16 protein-coding genes are annotated in these 18,247 nt (G+C 72.5%); 7 read left to right on the top strand and 9 right to left on the bottom strand.

Annotated elements, in window-relative coordinates:
• Positions 1-12 precede the first annotated feature (12 nt).
• On the bottom strand, positions 13-1,494 hold the full coding sequence (gene guaB, locus ACFOWE_RS05815) for an IMP dehydrogenase (protein WP_377285892.1): 1,482 nt from the start codon (positions 1,492-1,494) through the stop codon (positions 13-15).
• 428 nt (positions 1,495-1,922) lie between these two features.
• Between guaB and ACFOWE_RS05810 the strand changes: the two genes are divergently transcribed.
• Both ACFOWE_RS05810 and ACFOWE_RS05805 read left to right on the top strand, forming a co-directional pair.
• On the top strand, positions 1,923-2,924 hold the full coding sequence (locus ACFOWE_RS05810) for a helix-turn-helix transcriptional regulator (RefSeq protein ID WP_377285891.1): 1,002 nt from the start codon (positions 1,923-1,925) through the stop codon (positions 2,922-2,924).
• A gap of 91 nt (positions 2,925-3,015) precedes the next feature.
• Positions 3,016-3,393, top strand: a complete 378-nt coding sequence (locus ACFOWE_RS05805; RefSeq protein WP_377285889.1) for a DUF5319 family protein — start codon at positions 3,016-3,018, stop codon at positions 3,391-3,393.
• Here the strand turns inward: ACFOWE_RS05805 and ACFOWE_RS05800 are convergent.
• The 4 genes from ACFOWE_RS05800 to groES form a co-directional block, all read right to left on the bottom strand.
• Positions 3,354-3,497: a hypothetical protein gene (locus tag ACFOWE_RS05800; RefSeq protein WP_377285888.1), complete on the bottom strand. Its 144-nt coding sequence runs from the start codon at positions 3,495-3,497 to the stop codon at positions 3,354-3,356. The two genes, ACFOWE_RS05805 and ACFOWE_RS05800, sit on opposite strands and share 40 nt — an antisense overlap.
• Positions 3,498-3,553: 56 nt before the next feature.
• On the bottom strand, positions 3,554-4,120 hold the full coding sequence (locus ACFOWE_RS05795; protein WP_377286453.1) for a sigma-70 family RNA polymerase sigma factor: 567 nt from the start codon (positions 4,118-4,120) through the stop codon (positions 3,554-3,556).
• A 345-nt stretch (positions 4,121-4,465) separates the two neighbouring features.
• A complete protein-coding gene (gene groL, locus ACFOWE_RS05790) occupies positions 4,466-6,088 on the bottom strand; it encodes a chaperonin GroEL (RefSeq protein ID WP_377285887.1) in 1,623 nt (540 codons plus the stop codon).
• A 96-nt stretch (positions 6,089-6,184) separates the two neighbouring features.
• On the bottom strand, positions 6,185-6,496 hold the full coding sequence (gene groES, locus ACFOWE_RS05785) for a co-chaperone GroES (RefSeq protein ID WP_377285886.1): 312 nt from the start codon (positions 6,494-6,496) through the stop codon (positions 6,185-6,187).
• An 892-nt stretch (positions 6,497-7,388) separates the two neighbouring features.
• On the opposite strand from groES, the gene ACFOWE_RS05780 reads away from it, so the two are divergent.
• The 3 genes from ACFOWE_RS05780 to ACFOWE_RS05770 all read left to right on the top strand — a co-directional run bounded on the left by ACFOWE_RS05780 (position 7,389) and on the right by ACFOWE_RS05770 (position 10,903).
• On the top strand, positions 7,389-8,042 hold the full coding sequence (locus ACFOWE_RS05780; RefSeq protein WP_377285885.1) for a Uma2 family endonuclease: 654 nt from the start codon (positions 7,389-7,391) through the stop codon (positions 8,040-8,042).
• Positions 8,043-8,088: 46 nt separating this feature from the next.
• Positions 8,089-9,255, top strand: coding sequence for a class I SAM-dependent methyltransferase (locus ACFOWE_RS05775; protein ID WP_377285884.1), 1,167 nt, complete (start codon positions 8,089-8,091; stop codon positions 9,253-9,255).
• Between the two features lie 193 nt (positions 9,256-9,448).
• Positions 9,449-10,903, top strand: a complete 1,455-nt coding sequence (locus tag ACFOWE_RS05770; protein WP_377285883.1) for a hypothetical protein — start codon at positions 9,449-9,451, stop codon at positions 10,901-10,903.
• A 142-nt stretch (positions 10,904-11,045) separates the two neighbouring features.
• Here the strand turns inward: ACFOWE_RS05770 and ACFOWE_RS05765 are convergent, their stop codons facing one another.
• Entirely contained in the window at positions 11,046-11,552 is a 507-nt protein-coding gene (locus ACFOWE_RS05765) for a MarR family winged helix-turn-helix transcriptional regulator (protein ID WP_377285881.1), read from the bottom strand.
• 110 nt (positions 11,553-11,662) lie between these two features.
• On the opposite strand from ACFOWE_RS05765, the gene ACFOWE_RS05760 reads away from it, so the two are divergent.
• The gene (locus ACFOWE_RS05760; protein WP_377285880.1) at positions 11,663-12,754 is read left to right on the top strand and encodes an alkene reductase; all 1,092 of its coding nucleotides are present in this window, start codon (positions 11,663-11,665) and stop codon (positions 12,752-12,754) included.
• Positions 12,755-12,866: 112 nt separating this feature from the next.
• Here the strand turns inward: ACFOWE_RS05760 and tsaD are convergent, their stop codons facing one another.
• From tsaD to tsaB, 3 genes are all read right to left on the bottom strand, one after another.
• Entirely contained in the window at positions 12,867-13,898 is a 1,032-nt protein-coding gene (gene tsaD / locus ACFOWE_RS05755; protein WP_377285878.1) for a tRNA (adenosine(37)-N6)-threonylcarbamoyltransferase complex transferase subunit TsaD, read from the bottom strand.
• Positions 13,891-14,322, bottom strand: coding sequence for a ribosomal protein S18-alanine N-acetyltransferase (gene rimI / locus ACFOWE_RS05750; protein ID WP_377286452.1), 432 nt, complete (start codon positions 14,320-14,322; stop codon positions 13,891-13,893). Before rimI ends, tsaD begins: the two co-directional genes overlap by 8 nt.
• A 62-nt stretch (positions 14,323-14,384) precedes the next feature.
• Positions 14,385-15,077 (bottom strand): tRNA (adenosine(37)-N6)-threonylcarbamoyltransferase complex dimerization subunit type 1 TsaB, encoded by a 693-nt coding sequence (tsaB, locus tag ACFOWE_RS05745; RefSeq protein WP_377286450.1) that lies wholly within the window; start codon positions 15,075-15,077, stop codon positions 14,385-14,387.
• 230 nt (positions 15,078-15,307) lie between these two features.
• Here tsaB and ACFOWE_RS05740 point away from each other — a divergent pair, with 230 nt between their 5' ends.
• Positions 15,308-18,235: an AfsR/SARP family transcriptional regulator gene (locus ACFOWE_RS05740; RefSeq protein ID WP_377285876.1), complete on the top strand. Its 2,928-nt coding sequence runs from the start codon at positions 15,308-15,310 to the stop codon at positions 18,233-18,235.
• The last annotated feature ends 12 nt before the right edge of the window (positions 18,236-18,247 follow it).

The raw sequence follows: 18,247 nt of genomic DNA, 5'->3' as shown, positions 1-18,247 counted from the left end.
CACGGTCCGGTGTCAGCGGCGGTGGTAGTTCGGCGCCTCGACCGTCATCTGGATGTCGTGCGGGTGGCTCTCCTTCAGGCCCGCGGCGGTGATCGGCATGAGCTCGCACCGCTCGTGCATCTCGGCGATCGTGCGGCACCCGGAGTACCACATGCCCTGGCGGAGGCCGCCGACGAGCTGGTGGGCCACCGCGGCGACCGGGCCGCGGTAGGGCACCTGGCCCTCGATGCCCTCGGGGATGTACTTGTCCTCGCCGCCGACGTCGGCCTGGGCGTAGCGGTCCTTGCTGAAGGAGGCCCCGCCGCGCTCGCGGTTGCGGACCGCGCCGAGCGAGCCCATGCCGCGGTAGGACTTGAACTGCTTGCCGTTGATGAAGATGAGCTCGCCCGGGGACTCCTCGCAGCCGGCCAGCAGCGAGCCCAGCATCACCGTGTCCGCCCCGGCCGCGATCGCCTTGACGATGTCGCCGGAGTACTGCAGGCCGCCGTCGCCGATCACCGGGATCCCGGCGGGGCCGCACGCCAGCGAGGCCTCGTGGATGGCGGTCACCTGCGGGGCGCCGACGCCGGCGACCACGCGGGTGGTGCAGATGGAGCCGGGGCCCACGCCCACCTTGACCGCGTCGGCGCCCGCGTCGACCAGCATCTGGGCGCCCGCCCGGGTGGCGATGTTCCCGCCGATCACGTCGACCCGGCTGTTGGCCTTGATCTTCGCGATCATGTCGGCGAGGCCCTTGGAGTGGCCGTGCGCCACGTCCACGATGATCGCGTCGACCCCGGCCTCGATCAGGGCCGCCGCCCGCTGCTCGGCGTCACCGCCGACGCCGATGGCCGCCCCCACGACGAGCCGGCCGTCGGCGTCCTTGGTGGCGAGCGGGTACTGCTCGCTCTTGGTGAAGTCCTTGACCGTGATCAGGCCGTGGAGCCGCCCGGCCGCGTCGACCAGCGGGAGCTTCTCGATCTTGTTCTTCCTCAGCAGCGCGAACGCGTCGTCCTTGGAGACCCCCACCGGCGCGGTGACCAGCGGCATCGGGGTCATGACCTCGCGCACGGGCCGGCTCTGGTCGGTCTCGAAGCGCATGTCGCGGTTGGTGACGATGCCGACCAGCACGCCGTCCGCGTCGGTCACCGGGACGCCGGAGATCCGGTAGGTCGCGCACAGGCGCTCGACGTCGGCCAGGGTGGCCTCCGGCGAGCAGGTGACGGGGTTGGTGACCATCCCGGCCTCGGAGCGCTTGACGAGGTCGACCTGCTCGGCCTGGTCCTCGGCGGAGAGGTTGCGGTGCAGGATGCCGATACCGCCCTGGCGGGCCATGGCCACCGCCATCCGCGCCTCGGTGACCGTGTCCATCGCCGCGGAGACGAGCGGGATGCGCAGCGTGATCCCGCGGGAGAGCCGGGTGGTGGTGTCGGCCTCACCGGGCTGCAGATCCGAGTAGGCCGGAACGAGGAGCACGTCGTCGAACGTCAGCCCCGGCTCGGTGAACTTGGCCATTGTGTGCAACCTCCTGCCACGGCGCGCTCTGGGTGGGGAAAGGCGCCGGCCCCCGCACAGTTTAGAGTCTGGGCCTTCCCCCGATGGACGGCAGGGTCCTCGTCCGATCCCCGGAGCACCGGGCGGGGCGGGGACGCGCGAAGCCGCGGGAGGCCGAGCGGTCGGTGACCCGCTCGGCCTCCCGTCACCGGCAGCGCCACGAGGCGCCTGGTGCCGCCGGACCCCCCTCCGCGTCCGAACGGCGGCGCTCTTCCCGTGAGATACCGACGCCCTGTCATCGTGGCCTCACGCTCGGCGACGCGCAATGGCCGAACCTGCAACTGCACGAAGTTGCACCGGGGCTCCGCCGGTCACGCCAAGCTCCGGACAGGGACATCACCGCGGGCTATCCTCACGTCACATCCCGCCTGCCCCGGAAGCCCCCGTCGATGCCTGCCGACACCTCCGATCCGCTCTCCGCCCTGGGCCTGACCCCCGCCCAGACCTCCCTCTACACCGCGGTGCTCCGCCTGCACCGGGCCACCTGCGCCAGCCTGGCCGAGGCCACCGGCGACACGCCCGAGCTGCTCGCCCGCGAACTGGAGACCCTGGTCCGCCTGGGGGTCGTCGACGAGCAGGCCGGGGAGTACCTCGCGCGGCACCCCGCCGCCGCGCTCGGCCACCTGATCGCCGCCCGGCTGGACCACCTCGCCGAGGAGAGCCGCAGGATCGACCGGGTCCTCGGTTCCATCCGCCACCTCATCCACCAGTACGACGCCGGCGCGGGCCACCGGGCCGGGCAGTTCCCGGTCGAGCCGGTCGCCGGGGCCGGCGAGCTGTACGGGAGCGTGATCGGCCTGGCGGTGCAGGCGCCGCCGCTGGAACTGCTCACGGTCGTCCCCGACCAGCGGACGATGAGCGACTTCACCGAGCGCCACGCCGGCCCGTGGATCGACGCCCAGCACCGCGGCCTGCTCTCCTGCCGGACCGTCATCCCGGTGGACCTGCTCCGGCTGCCCGGCCTGAAGGACACGCTCGTCCGCCTCGAACGGGCCGGGGGGCGGGTCCGCACCGTCAGGTCGGCGCCGAGCTGGTTCCTCGTCGCCGGGAGCGAGGTCGCGGGCCTGCCCGTGCAGTGGGGCGGCGCCCTGGCGGAGAACGCCTACCGGTTCAACCTGGTCCGGGCCGGCGTCGTGGCGGCGGCGCTGCGCACGCTCTTCGAGGAGCTGTGGGCGCGGGCCGCCCCGCTGCCGTGGGCGCGTTCCGGCGACGGCGTGGTCCAGGTGCTCCGGCTCTCCTCCCAGGGCATGTCCGACGAGGCGATCGCCCGGCAGCTCGGCGTCTCGGTCCGGACGGTCCGCGCCCGCTTCGCCGAGGCGATGGCCGCGCTCGGCGCGCACTCCCGGTTCCAGGCGGGGGTGGAGGCGGCGCGCCGGGGATGGCTCGCGTAACGCCGGGGACGGCTCGCGTAACGCCGGGGACGGCTCGCGTAACGCCGGGGTTCGCCCTCTGCGCCCCGTGCCGAGGCCATAAAGTGGAATCGTGCTGGAAGACGTCCCCCGCGATCCGTTCGCGGACGACCCCGACGACCCGGCCGCGGCGCTGGGCGGTGTCGACGATCCCGAGCCTCTGACGCCCGCCGAGCGTGACGAGGCCATCACCGACCTCGCCGACGTGGAGGTCTTCCGCTCCCTGCTCGAGCCCCAGGGGGTCTCCGGCCTGGTCCTCGACTGCCCGGAGTGCGGCGAGCAGCACTATTTCAACTGGGAGCTGCTCCGCGGCAACCTCCGCCAGATGATCGACGACGGCCGGCCCCAGGTGCACGAGCCCGCCTACCAGCCCGACCCCGCGGACTACGTGAGCTGGGACTACGCGCAGGGCTACGCGGACGGTGTGATCGACACCGAGGACAGGCACTGATCGACGTCCTCGATCAGTGCCGTCAGCAGCCGGACCACGTGGTCCGGCTCGGAGACGGTCTCCCTGCGGGAGAGCGCCTGCAGCACGGCCTCGGTCTCGGCCACGGACGGATCCCTCTCCGGGCCGCGCGGCCGGGCCGGGCACCGCGGATGAAGCGCCGTCAAGCTATCGACTCCAGCTCCGCCAGCGCCCGCAGCCTGGCGAGCGCCCGATGCTGTGCGACGCGAACCGCACCTGGTGACATACCGAGTACATTACCCGTCTCCTCCGCCGACAGCCCCGACACCACTCTGAGCATCAGCAGTTCACGCTGGGTGTCGGGAAGGCGGGAGAGCAGCCGGCGCGCGTGCTCGGCCTCGACGTAGCGCACCACCGTCTCCTCCGGCCCGGGACCCTCGTCGGGCCCGTCCGGCAGGTCCTGGGTCGGCACGGCGGAGCGCACGGAACTGCGCAGCGCGTCGGCCACCTTGTGGGACGCGATGCCGAAGACGAATGACGCGAACGGGCGCCCCATGTCCCGGTAACGGGGCAGTGCCGCCAGAACCGCGATGCATACTTCCTGTGCCACATCGTCCGCAATGTGATATTGGCCGGAAACCCGGCCGAGGCGGGCCCGGCAATAGCGCACCACCATCGGACGCAACTGCGCGAGCAAGGATTCGATCGCGCTGCGATCCCCCTGAACGGCGAGGCTTGTCAGATCCTTGAGATCGTCCTTGTGGACGATCCCGTCAGATCTCGTCGCAAGCCTTACCCCACTTTTGGCGTCGGCGACGCATCCCTCGGTCACGTAGGCATGATGCCCGCACCGATCGGGCCTGTCGTCATGGCAAACGGCTACGGATTGGTCACATTGAGACGGGATCGGCGGAGCGTAATCAGATGATGACGCTCGGATTTCCCGAGCCGTCTGATATTTCGCGCAATTGCGGAATGCGTTCCCCTATTCGTGATAAACCGCATCCACGGCACCTGGGCGACCTATGCCCATTTGCGGCTTATTTCACAATTCCTCCAAAAAGTACGGCTCGCACCCCCACGGGGTGCGAGCCGTACCGGATGCGGGTGGAGATCAGTGGCCGTGGCCGTGGCCGTGACCGTGACCGCCGGCGGCCGGGGCCTCCTCCTCGGGCTTGTCCACCACGAGGGCCTCGGTCGTCAGCAGCATGCCGGCGATGGAGGCGGCGTTCTGCACCGCGGAGCGGGTGACCTTGACCGGGTCGATGACGCCCTGGGCGATCAGGTCGCCGTACTCGCCGGTGGCGGCGTTGAGGCCGTGGCCGACGGGCAGGTCGGTGACCTTGGAGGTCACGACGTAGCCCTCGAGGCCGGCGTTCTCGGCGATCCAGCGGGCCGGCTCGACGAGCGCCTTGCGGACCACCGCGACACCGGTCGCCTCGTCGCCGGAGAGCTCCAGGTCGCCCAGGACCTTGGAGACGTGCACGAGCGCGGAGCCACCGCCGGAGACGATGCCCTCCTCGATCGCGGCGCGGGTGGCGGAGATGGCGTCCTCGAGACGGTGCTTCTTCTCCTTGAGCTCCACCTCGGTGGCCGCGCCGACCCGCAGCACGCACACCCCGCCGGAGAGCTTGGCCAGGCGCTCCTGGAGCTTCTCGCGGTCCCAGTCGGAGTCGGACTGCTCGATGGCGAGCTTGATCTCCTTGACCCGGTCCGCGATCGCCTGGGCGTCGCCGGCGCCGTCCACGATCGTGGTGGTGTCCTTGGTGATCACGACGCGGCGGGCCGTGCCGAGCACCTCGAGGCCGACGTGCTCGAGCTTGAGGCCGACCTCCTCGCTGACGACCTGGCCGCCGGTGAGGATGGCCATGTCCTGCAGCATCGCCTTGCGGCGGTCGCCGAAGCCCGGGGCCTTGACGGCGACGGAGGTGAAGGTGCCGCGGATCTTGTTCGTGACCAGGACCGCGAGGGCCTCGCCCTCGACGTCCTCGGCGATGACCAGCAGCGGCTTCTTGGTCTGGGCGACCTTCTCCAGCAGCGGCAGGAAGTCCGCCACGGAGGAGACCTTGGACTGGTTGATCAGGATGTAGGGGTCCTCCAGGACCGCTTCCATCCGGTCCTGGTCGGTCACCATGTAGGGCGACAGGTAGCCCTTGTCGAACTGGAGACCCTCGGTGAACTCCAGCTCCATGCCCATGGAGTTGGACTCCTCGACGGTGATGACACCGTCCTTGCCCACCTTGTCGAACGCCTCGGCGATCAGCTCGCCGATCCTGGAGTCCTGCGCGGAGATCGTCGCGACGTGCGCGATCTCCTGCTTGTCCGCGACCGGGCGGGCGGACTCCAGCAGCTTGTCGCTGACCGCCTTGGCGGCCAGGTCGATGCCGCGCTTGAGCGCGAGCGGCTGGGCGCCGGCCACGACGTTGCGCAGGCCCTCGCGGACCATCGCCTGGGCGAGGACCGTCGCGGTGGTCGTGCCGTCACCGGCGACGTCGTTGGTCTTGGTGGCGACTTCCTTGGCCAGCTGGGCGCCGAGGTTCTCGTAGGCGCCCTCCAGCTCGATCTCACGCGCGATGGTGACACCGTCGTTGGTGATGGTCGGCGCGCCGAACTTCTTGTCGATGACGACGTTGCGGCCCCGCGGGCCGAGGGTCACCTTCACGGCGTCCGCGAGGGCGTTCACCCCACGCTCGAGGGCGCGGCGCGCGTCCTCCTCGAAGGACAGGATCTTGGGCATGACAGTCCTCTCTCAAAAGCACGTCGGCGCATCAGAGCCCCGGGCGCAGACACGCTGCCCGGGGCTCGACACGTCACATCTTCGGTGAAGCGATGACTACTTCTCGATGATCGCGAGCACGTCGCGGGCGGAGAGCACGAGGTACTCCTCGCCGCCGTACTTCACCTCGGTGCCGCCGTACTTGCTGTAGAGGACGACGTCGCCCTCGTTGACGTCCAGCGGGATGCGCTTCTTGCCGTCCTCGTCCCAGTTGCCGGGACCCACCGCGAGGACCTTGCCCTCCTGCGGCTTCTCCTTGGCGGTGTCCGGGATGACCAGACCGGAAGCGGTGGTCTGCTCCGCCTCGAGCGGCTGGACCACGATGCGGTCGCCGAGCGGCTTAACGGGAACCTTGGTGGCGGTCGTCACGTCGGACCTCCCCTTCTGATTTGAATGATCTAGAAGAGGCGACCAGCGGTCTGCCGTCGCGGGTGCCAGACCTGATCGCGTGTATTGGCACTCTCACCGGGAGAGTGCCAATACGGAACAGTATGCAAGGAGGGCTTGACAGTCAACACGAACCGCCTCTTCTGCGCTTCCAGCGAACTCCGCGCACGTCAGGCGCACGTCAGGTGCACCGCGGCGAGGACCGCCCCGCGCGCCGCGGCGCCGCCCCGGGGCCGGGGCGGCCTCCACGCCCCGGTCTCCGGGACGCCCCGCGCGCTCCGCCCCGGAGCCACCCGTGAGCGTCCCGGACCGCTCCCTCCCGGGTACGGCGGGCCGCCGCGTCCCGAACCCGTCCCGGACACGGCGACCCCACCCGGAAACCGTCCGGGAAAGACCGCGCCCGGAACGGAAACCGTCCAGGAAAGACCGCCTCCGGAGCACGGGAAACGGAAAACCACGCGATCCGCCCGGTCAGTCGGAGGCTTTCCGGTGGTAGACGGTCCGTAAAAACATGACGACGGTTCTCCGGCGATCCGATTCCGAATGCGTCACCGGTGGACGCCATCCCCATGACGGGGCATGCCGTCCCCCTGGGCAAGGCAAAGAGATTCAAGGCGGCCACCTGATATGCGAGAACATCCGAAGGCACGGAGAACCGGTCACCGCGACCGCGGAAACGTCCCCCTCCTGTTCCGCCCGGCCACCGGCCGCCCACGGATCGCACGAGCGGCCGCAGGCCCTGTCCCGGATCCGCCTCCGGTCCGCCGCGCTCCGCACCGGCGGGAGGGAACATAGGGGAAGACGGCCGGACATCGAGCAGGAATGTGATCCGATGACCACGAACGGTGACGGGGAAGACGCTACGGTGGGCGACATGACCAGCACGATGAGCGAGAGGACCGCCTCCCCCGGGGACCGCGACCCGCTCGCCGACTGGCCCTACCCCCCGCCCGGCGGGTGGACGGCCGACGACCTCGATCTGCTCCCCCAGGACGGGCCCAACGGCGAGCCGGACTTCTTCAAGCGCATCGAACTCCTCGACGGAGCCCTCATCTTCATGTCCCCCCAGACGCGTTTCCACGAACGGCTGATCCGCGGGCTCACGGACCGCCTCGACGACCAGGCCCCCGAGCATCTGGCCGCCGTCAGTCAGATGGACATCAGGATCGACAAGTTCCAGCGACCCTGCCCGGACGTCCTGGTCATCGACGCAGACGTCGCGGACGACAACAGCCGGACCTCCTATGCCCCCGCCGAGGTCCACCTGGTGGTGGAGGTGGTCTCACCCGAGTCGAAGTTCCGCGACCGCAAGGTCAAGCCCGAGCGCTACGCGTCGGCAGGTCTCATCCACTTCTGGCGTATCGAGGCGGAGGGGGACAAGCCCGTCGTGTACGTGTACGAGCTCGACCCCGCCACCCGGTCGTACGCTCCCACCGGCATCCACCACGGGCGGATCTCCGTCGATGTGCCGTTCCCCGTCGAGATCGATCTGAACGACCTGCTGAGCCGGGGTGGCGCCGCCCGGTGACCGGCGGGTCCGTCCGGGCCGGCGTCAGGCGGTAGCGTCGGGCGGCGTGGACCTCGACGCATTCCGGGAACTGCTGACGCCGCGCGGACAGGAGGCCCTCGCCGCGGCGGCGGAGCTGGCCGCGGACGATCCCGTGGCGGCGGTGACCCGGCTCAGGAAGACCTACGACGCCTCCCTCACCTCGGCCGCGCTCACCCAGGCCGGGCTCCGGCGGCGCGCCCGGGAGAAGTTCGGCGCCGACGCCGACCTGATGTACTTCACCCCGCACGGCCTGGAGCAGGCCACCCGCCGCGAGGTCGCCGACCACCGCGCCCGGCGCATCCCCGCGGGCTCCCGCGTCGCCGACGTCTGCTGCGGCATCGGCGGGGACCTGCTCGCCCTGGCCAGGGCCGGCTGCACCGTGGAGGCGGTGGACGCCGACCCGCTCACCGCCGCCGTCGCCCGCGCCAACGCCGAGGCGCTCGGCTTCGGCGACCGCGTAACGGTCCGCGCCGCGGACGCCGGCACCGTGGACCCGGCCGCCTTCGACGTGCTCTTCGCCGATCCCGCCCGCCGTACGGCGCGCGGCAGGACCTTCGACCCGCTGGCGTACTCGCCCGCCTGGCCCGAGGTGCTGGACATGGTGGGCCGGGCCCGGGCCGCCTGCCTGAAGGTCGCGCCCGGTATCCCGTACGAGTTCATCCCCGCCGGGGCCGAGGCCGAGTGGGTCTCGTTCCGGGGCGAGGTCAAGGAGGCGGTGATCTGGGCGGGCGCGCTGACCGGCGGGGTGGAGCGGCGGGCCACGATGCTGCCGTCGGGCCTGACGCTGACGCCCGGCCCCGGTCCCGGCCAGGCGGAGACGGGTCCCGTCGGCCGCTACGTCCACGAGCCGGACGGCGCGGCGATCCGGGCGCACCTGGTCGCGGACGTCGCCGCGCTGGTCGGCGGGCGCCTGATCGACCCGCACATCGCCTACATCACCTCCGACACCCCGGCGCGGACCCCCTGGGCGGCGTGCTACGAGGTGCACGAGGTGCTGCCGTTCTCGCTCAAGCGGCTGCGGGCGGCGCTCCGCGAGCGCGACACGGGGAACGTGACGATCAAGAAACGCGGCTCCGCGGTCGACGTCGAGCGGCTCCGGAAAGACCTTCGCCTCTCTGGAAAGAAATCCACAACGGTTATTCTCACCCGGGTCATCGACAGGCCGTTTGTCCTCATTTGCGACCCGTGCTGATCTGCCCTAACCGCCGATTCTGGAAATCCGTCGCCAATCGCGATCTTTTCAATTCCGGATTCTGAAGGCATTGGTCCGGCCGCTATGGTTGCCGCCCGGGAGTCGTTCCCGTCTGCGGTTCAACCGCGTTCATCAGCAATACCGGACCAATCCCACCGCGCGGCGGACCGTCGGCGAGTGAAGGAGCTTTTCGGTGGACCACTCCAATCAGACCCTGCTGCAGCCCGGCGGCCAGACCGCCATCTCCGACCGGATGCGGGAGCTCCTCGCCCGCGCCGCCCAGGACCATGTCTACGAGCAGCGCTCCCAGGGCGCCGTGCTGGACGAGATCCGCCAGCGGCTCGAGGGGATGGAATGGCTGCTCCGGGAGGTCAGGGAGCGCGAGCTCGGCGGGCTGAGCGGCACGCTGGAGTCCGTCCACGGCCGCCTGGACGACATCGCCGTCCGTGCCCCGTCCTGGGCCGAGGGCCTCGCCCAGCACGTCGAGGCCGTACGCGAGCACGTCGACGCCGTCGGCGAGCACATCGGCTCGGTGGGCCAGCGCGTCGACTCGGTGGGCCGGCGCATCGACACCGTCGGCGAGCGGGTCACCCCCATCGGCGAGCTGCCGAGCCTCTGGGCCGACCTCGGCACCGTCGGCGAGAACATGGACGAGGCGCTCACCCGCCTCCAGTCGCTGGCCGACGGCACCCGGGGCATCGGCGAGCGGATGGACGAGTTCGCCCGGTGCCTCACCCAGTTCCAGGAGGGCATGGAGGCCGCGGCCGGCCGCTTCACCCGTCTGGACAAGGCCCTGACCGAGCTCTCCCAGCGCACCGAGCGCCTGGAGAACGGCCTGGAGTCGCTGCCCGCGAGCGTGCGGGAGGCCGTGGACACCGCGGCCGACCTGCTGCTCGCCGCCGTCGGGCAGGTGAGCGAGAAGACCGACCAGGTGGTGGCCCGGATGGACGACCGCGTCGACGGCGTGGAGAGCCGCCTCGACCGGGTGGACGCCCACCTGGCCGGCGTCAACACCCACCTGGCCTCGGTGGACGGCCGCATCGAGACCGCCGACGGCTGCCTGGCCGACATCGACAGCCGGATGAGCGGCGTCGAGACCCGCCTGGGCGGCGTGGACGCCCGCATCGGCGGCCTGAACACCCGCATCGGCGACGTCGCCGCCCGCCAGGACGGCCGTTTCGACGGCCTGGACGAGCGGCTCGACGACATCGAGGGCCGGGTCACGACCCGCGTCGACGTCATCGACGCCCGGCTGTGCGCGCTGGACAGCCGGGCGGAGAAGACCACCGAGCGGCTCGACGCCGTCGACGACCACGTCGAGGCCGTCAACCAGCGCGTCGGGCAGCTCCCCGCCACCCTCAAGATCGGCGAGGTGCACCAGCGGGTCGGCGAGCTCCTCGCCGGGCAGGCCGACGACCGGAACAAGCGCTTCGACAGCCTGGACGAGCGCCTCGCCCGGGCCGAGACCGCCCTCGCCCCGCTGGCCGACATGCTCCGCGCCCAGCCCGACCGCGAGCAGCTCGCCGAGGCCCTCGGCGAGGTCGTGGACCCCGTCCGCACCGACCTGACCCGCCGTCTCGGCGCGCTGGAGGAGACCATGCTCGCCCTCGCCGAGGCCCTCCTGCGCCCCACGCGCACGAAGGACTGACGGACCAACGGACCGACGGACCAACGGACCGACGAACTGACGGCTGACGGCTGACGGCTGACGGCTGACGACTGACGACTGATGGCTGATGGCTGACAGAACTCACCGAGGACCCGGGACCCGCCCTGCGGGCCCCGGGTCCTCAGCATGAGCAGGAGTCGGCGCCGGAGGCCGCCTCGGGGCAGAGGTTGTCCCGCACCACCGCCAGCAGGGAGACGAGCGTCCCGATCTGCCCGGGGGTCAGCCCCCGGGTCATCCGGGCGAGCAGCTCCGCCTCCACCCGGTCCAGCGCGGGGCGGAGGGCGTCGCCCTCCGGTGTCGTGCTCACGATGCTGACGCGCCGGTTGGCGGGGGACGGGCTGCGGCTGACGAACCCGCTCCGCTCCAGGCGCTGGAGCATCTTGGTCATCGTGGACACGTCGATGCCGAGGATCCTGGCCAGGGCGTTCTGCGACTGCGGCCCGTTGTCCCACAGGGCGTGCAGCGCGCGGTCCTGCCCCGGATAGAGGTCGATCTCCGCCAGGAGGGAGGCGAGCAGGACCCGGTGTCCGCGCGCGGTCTGGGCCATCAGGCAGCTCAGCCCGTCGGGGCCCTCCACTCCGCACGCGTGCGCCCAGGCCGTCCTCTCCCCCGTCACCGGCTCCGCCATGTCATGCCTCCCTCTCCGGAGCCAGCCTACCGCTTGCATATTGGCCGACCAAGTTGTAGAACTAGCAACATTGGTCGGCCAAGTTGGCTGCCCAAGAAAGGAGACGCGCCATGCCGTTCACCCCGTTCGAGCTCGGTCGGCTGCACCTGCCCAACCGGCTCGTGATGGCCCCCATGACCCGGTCGCGCGCCTACGTGGACGGGATCCCCTCCTCCCTGACCGCCCTCTACTACGCCCAGCGCGCCTCCGCCGGGCTGATCGTCAGCGAGGGGATCCAGCCCGGCCCCGCGGGCAAGGGCTACATGGACACGCCGGGGCTGCACACCGCCGAGCAGGTCGCCGGCTGGCGCGAGGTGACCGACGCCGTCCACGCGGCGGGCGGCCGGATCTTCGCCCAGATCATGCACGCCGGGCGGATCGGCCACCCGGACAACACCGGGCTGACCCCCGTCGCCCCCTCGGCCGTACGGCCGGCGGCGCAGATTTTCACCCCGAGCGGCCCGCAGGACGTCCCCGTCCCGGTGGAGCTGTCCACCGCCGAGGTCGAGGCGACCGTCCGGGACTTCGCGGACGCCGCCCGGCGGGCCGTGGAGGCCGGTTTCGACGGCGTCGAGCTGCACGGCGCGAACGGCTACCTCATCCACCAGTTCCTGTCGCACAACGCCAACCTGCGCGGCGACCGCTACGGCGGGTCCGTCGAGGGCAGGATCCGCTTCGCGGTGGAGACCGCCCGGGCGACCGCGGAGGCGATCGGCGCCGACCGCGTCGGCATCCGCATCTCCCCCGCCACCGGCGCCCAGGACCTCCTCGAGGACGACGCGGACGAGCTCTACCCGGCGCTGCTGTCCGCCCTCGCCGAGCTCGGCCTCGCCTACGTGCACTTCGTGGCGGGCGGCTCCGCCGAGCTCGACAAGCGGATCCGGGACCTGTGGCCGGGCGCGCTCATCGTCAACGACCCGTCGGCAGGCCACCCCGACGAGGCCCTGGGGCCGTGGCTGGACCGGGGCGCCGACCTGGTCGCGCTGGGCAAGTACTTCCTGGCCAATCCCGACCTGCCGCTCCGGCTCCGCCTCGGCGCGCCGCTCAACGAGCCCGACTTCGGCACGGCCTTCGGCGGAGACCACCGCGGCTACACCGACTATCCGGCGCTCTCCCTGCACCCCGCCGCCGAGCCCGCCCGGGTCCCGGCGGAGTCCGCCTGAGCCGCGGCCGCCGTGCCCGCCCCCGTCCCGTGTCCTCTCCACGCCCGGCCGCGCACGGGGGCCCGGGCGCGGAGCGGGACCCGGCGGAGCGGGAGGCCCGGCGGGACGCGGCTCACACGTGGACGGTCGTGATGGGCAGCGAGGAGTCGGCCGGGAGCTCCAGCGGGGACGGGGCCACCCCCGCGGCGACCAGGTCGGAGCCGAGCGCCGCGACCATCGCGCCGTTGTCGGTGCACAGGCCCGGCCGGGGGACGCGCAGGCGGACCCCGGCCGCCTCGCAGCGCTCGGCGGCCAGCGCCCGCAGCCGGGAGTTGGCGGCCACGCCGCCGCCGATCAGCAGGTCGGAGACCCCGTGCTCCCGGCAGGCCGCCAGGGCCTTGCGGGTCAGCACGTCGACCACGGCCTCCTGGAACGAGGCGGCCACGTCGGGCACGTGGATCGTCTCCCCCGCCCGCTCCCTGGCCTCGATCCACCGGGCGACGGCCGTCTTCAGGCCGGAGAAGGAGAAGTCCAGCGTCCCGTCGTCGTACTTGCCCCGCGGGAAGGCGATGGCGTCGCCGGAGCCCTCCGCGGCGACCCGGTCGATGTGCGGGCCGCCCGGGAACGGCAGGCCGAGCACCCGGGCCACCTTGTCGAACGCCTCGCCGGCCGCGTCGTCGACCGTGGAGCCGAGCGGGACGACCTCGCGGGCCACGTCCGGCACCAGCAGCAGCGAGGAGTGGCCGCCCGAGACGAGCATGGCGATGCACGGCTTGGGCAGGGCTCCGTGCTCGAGCTGGTCCACGGCCACGTGGGCGGCCAGGTGGTTGACCCCGTACAGCGGCACCCCCAGGCCCAGCGCGTAGGCCTTGGCTGCGGCCACGCCCACCAGCAGCGCCCCGGCAAGGCCGGGGCCGGCGGTCACCGCGACCGCGTCGATGTCGGACAGGCGCAGGCCCGCCTGCTCCAGCGCGCGCTCGACGGTCGGCGCCATCGCCTCCAGGTGGGCCCGGGAGGCCACCTCGGGCACGACCCCGCCGAACCGGGCGTGCTCCTCGACGCTGGACGCGATCGTGTTGGCCAGCAGGGTGTGGCCCCGGACGATGCCGACCCCCGTCTCGTCGCAGGAGGTCTCGATCCCCAGGACCAGCGGTTCGTCACGCATTGAGATCCTTCTTCATCATGATCGCGTCGATGCCGTCGGCGTAGTAGCCCCGGCGCAGGCCGATGCGCTCGAACCCGAACCGGTCGTAGACCGCCTGGGCGCCCGGGTTGTCGGCCCGGACCTCCAGGAAGACCGACCGGGCGCCCCGCCGTACCGCCTCGGCCAGCAGTTCCGAGAGCATGGCGCCGCCGATCCCGGCGCGGCGGTGGCCCGCCGCCACGGCGATGGTCTGCACGTCGGCCTGGTCTCCCGCCGCGGCCAGGCCCGCGTAGCCGACGATCCGGCCGTCCGCCTCCGCCACCACGTAGTGGCGGGTCCGGGGCTGGTCGTCCAGCTCGCCGCGGAGCATCGCCTCGCTCCACGCGTCGGCGGGGAAGGTCGCCCGCTCCAGCTCCATCACCGCGGGCAGGTCGTCGGCGGTCATCAGGCGCAGCACGGCGTCCCGGGCGCCCCGCCCGCCGTCCGCCCGGTCCCCGGTCCCCCCGCTCACCTGGTGACCTTCTTCGGCGCGGAGGGCACCTGGGCGTCGGGGCGCCGCAGGTAGACGGGACGGGGCGGGCTCAGCACGGGATGCGTGCCGCTCGCCACCACCTCCGCCACGTCCTCGGGCGCGAGCCCCGCGAGCTGCTCGACGGCCAGCGCGGCCAGCGCCCCCGCGCTCGGCAGCTCCGGCGCTTCCACCAGCCGGGAGGCCCCGACGGTCTCGGCGTACATCCGCCCGCCCGCCCCGACGACCGGCAGGTCGCCGGGGAGCTCCTGGGGCTTGTCCACCGCGGGACCGGACAGCCGGGTCCGCGCGTCGGCGTAGTGGCCCCAGAAGACCTCCTTGCGCCGGGCGTCGGTGGCGACCAGGAACGGCTCCGCCAGGCCGCTGCCGTAGGCGAGGGCGTCGAGCGTGCAGACGCCGTACGCGGGCACGCCCAGGGTGGTCGCCAGGGCCTGCGCGGTCACCAGGCCGACCCGCAGGCCGGTGTAGGGGCCGGGGCCCGCGCCCGCGACGATCACGGTGACGTCCGGCAGCGAGACCCCCGCTTCCGCCGTGACGCGCTCGATCGCGGGCACGAGCAGCTCTCCGTGGCGGCGCGCGTCCACGGTGGTCGACTCGGCGAGGACCCTCGTGCCGTCGTGCAGCGCTGCGGTGACGGCGGGGGTGGCGGTGTCAAAGGCCAGGACCAGCACGGTCGTCAAGCCTAGTCCGTCGGACGGTCCGGGCCGTCCCCGAGCGCCCGGCCCCGCTCACTCTGCAATTGACTGCAAATCCAATAATTATGTGAAATTTACACTAACTGGAGGATAACGGAATTCTTATCAGAATTGTCAAATAAGAGATTGACCAGTGGTGATTGCCAGGTAATCAGACATAGCTGTATAAAACTCAGTCACGACCTGATCACACCTCGGGAGGCCGCTTGGGGACCTGTCGTGACGTGCGGATCCTCGGACCGGTCGAGGTCGACGTGAACAGCGCACCCGTGACGATCCCCGGCCGTCGTCAGCGCATCGTCCTGGCCGTCCTCGCCCTGAACGCGGGCCGCGTGGTCCCCCTCGACCGGATCATCGACGCCGTGTGGGGCGACGATCCTCCCGCCTCCGCCCGAAACCAGATAGCGATCTGCGTGACACAGCTCCGCCGGGCCCTGCACGGCTCCGACGGGGACCTCATCACGGCCGTCCCTCCGGGCTATCAGCTCCAGCCGGACGCGGCCGCCGTCGACCTGCGGACCGCCGAGGAGCTCGTCAGGACGGGACGCGCGGCCAAGGAGAGAGGCGACACGGCGGACGCGGCCGAGCGCCTGCGCGCGGCCCTCGACCTGTGGCGGGGGGAGACCCTGAGCGGGCTCGGCAGCGAGGTGATGGACGCCGAGGCGGCCAAGCTCGAGGAGTGGCGCCTCACCGTCACCGAGGAGTACCTCGACCTGAAGCTGGCCCTAGGGCTGGGCTCGGAAGTGATCACCGAGCTCACCACGCTGGTCGGCGTGCACCCCTTCAGGGAGAGGCTGCGGGCCGCGCTCATGCGGGCCCTGTACAGCGTGGGCCGCCAGGCCGAGGCGCTGGAGGTCTACCGCGAGGGCCGCGCGGTCCTCGCCGACGAGCTGGGCGTCGACCCCGGGCCGGAGCTCCGGTCCACCCACGACGCCATCCTCCAGGGCGCCCTCCCCGCGTCCTCCCCCGCTCCCCCTCCCCCGCCGCGCCCGTCCGCCCCCGTGGCCGCCGCCCAGCTCCCGTCCAACATCGCCGGCTTCGTCGCCCGGACGCGGGAACTGGCCGAGATGAACCGGATCTTCGCCGAGTGCCGGGCCGCCGGAGTGCCGACCTGCATCGTGGTGACCAGCATGGGCGGGGTGGGCAAGACGGGCCTGGCGGTGCGCTGGGCCCGCCGGGTGGCCGAGCACTTCCCCGACGGGCAGCTCTTCATCGACCTGCACGGCTACACCGAACAGGCCAGCCCGCTGACCCCGGAGGCCGCGCTCGACCGGTTCCTGCGCGCGCTCGGCGTCCCCGGGGAGCGGGTGCCCGCGACCCTGAACGACCGGGAGACGCTGCTGCGCAGCATCCTGGCCGGCCGGCGGGTGCTGTTCGTCCTCGACAACGCGCGCACCTCCGCGCAGGTGCGCCCGCTGCTGCCGGGCAACCCCGACTGCGCGGTCGTCGTCACCACCCGCGACCAGCTCACCGACCTCGTGGTACGGCAGGGCGCCCGCCCGCTGCGGCTGCCCACCCTGACCGTGGAGGAGTCGGCGGCGCTCCTGGACACCATCGTGGGGGCGGACCGGATGGGCCGCGACCGGGAGGCGACGGCCAGGATCATCGAGCTCTGCGACGGGCTGCCGCTCGCCCTGCGCATCGCGGGCGCCCGTCTGCTGGCCCGCCCGCACTGGACCCCGGCCGGCCTGGCCGCCCGGCTCGGCGACGAGCAGCGCAGGCTCGCCGAGTTCAGCCACGGCGAGGTCGGGCTGCGGGCCAACTTCTCGCTCAGCTACCGGGAGCTGAGCCCGCCCGCGGCGGAGCTGTTCCGGCTGCTGGGACTGCTCGACGCGCCGGACTTCACCGACTGGGTCGTCGCCGCGCTCCTGGACACCGGCCTGGCCCGGGCCCAGGAGCACCTGGAGGAACTCCTCGACGCGCAGCTCGTGCACACCGTGGGCCAGGACCCCGCCGGCCAGCTCCGGCACCGCATGCACGACCTGGTCCGGCTCTACGCCCGGGAGCGCGCGCTGGCCGAGGAGCCGCAGGAGCGCAGGGGGGAGACGCTCTCCCGGGTGCTCCGGTGCCTGCTGACCCTCGTCCAGGAGGCCAACCGCCGCGAACGGGGCGGGGACTTCGCCATCGTCCGCGGCTCGACGGAGAGCTGGACGGCGCCGGGCCTCCCGGTCGACGAGCTGCTCGCCGTTCCGCTGGACTGGCTGGAGAGCGAGCGGCGCACCCTGGCCGCGGGGGTGGGCCAGGCGGCCGAGGCCGGGCTCGACGAGCTCGCCTGGGAGCTCGCCCACGCCGGGATCATCCTCCACGAGACCCGCAGCTACGGGGACGAGCGGCGCACCATCCACCAGACGGCGCTGGAGGCGGTCCGCCGCGCGGGCAACCGGCTGGGCGAGGCGGTCATACTGTACGGGCTGGGCGGGCTGGAGTCGTACGGGAGCGAGTCGTCCGACCTGCTCGGCAGGGCGCTCACGCTGTTCGAGGAGCTCGGCCACGCCCACGGCCGCGCGCTGACCCTGCGCAACCTCGGCCTCGTCGACCACTTCGCGGGCCGGCACGAGGCGGCGCTGCTGCGCTACGAGGCCGCGCTGCCCGGGCTGCGCCGGGCCGGGGACCGCTCCACGGAGGCCCATCTCCTCGGCTGCATGGCGCAGATCGCGGTCATCCACGAGGACTTCGGGACCGCGGACGCCCGGCTCCGGCAGGCCCTGGCCATCTGCGAGGAGATCGGCCACCAGCGCGGCCAGGCGCAGGCCCTGTGGCGCCTCGGCGAGCTGCACCTGCACCGCGACGAGCCCGACCTGGCCGCGGAGCGGTTCACCGCGGCCCTGGAACCGGTGCGCCATCTGCGCGACCGCCTCGGCGAGGCGTACGTCCTGTGCGGGCTGGGCGAGGCCCGGATCTCGCAGAGGCGGTTCGGCGAGGCCCGGCAGACGCTCACCCAGGCCCGGCGGCTCGCCCTGGACACCGGGCAGTCGGTCGTGTGCGCCCGGGCCTGCTACTCCCTGGGCCGGGCCTTGGCCGCCGACGGCGATCCCGCCGAGGCGAGGGCGCTCTTCCAGGAGGCCGTGGCCGCGGGGAACGGGACCGCGCCGCTGTGGGAGAAGCGCGCGCGGGCCGCCCTCGAACGGCTCTGAACCGGCGCTGAC

The organism is Planomonospora corallina (assembly GCF_042650625.1).
Lineage (GTDB): Bacteria > Actinomycetota > Actinomycetes > Streptosporangiales > Streptosporangiaceae > Planomonospora_B > Planomonospora_B corallina.
This window is presented reverse-complemented; position numbering and strand designations above follow the sequence as displayed.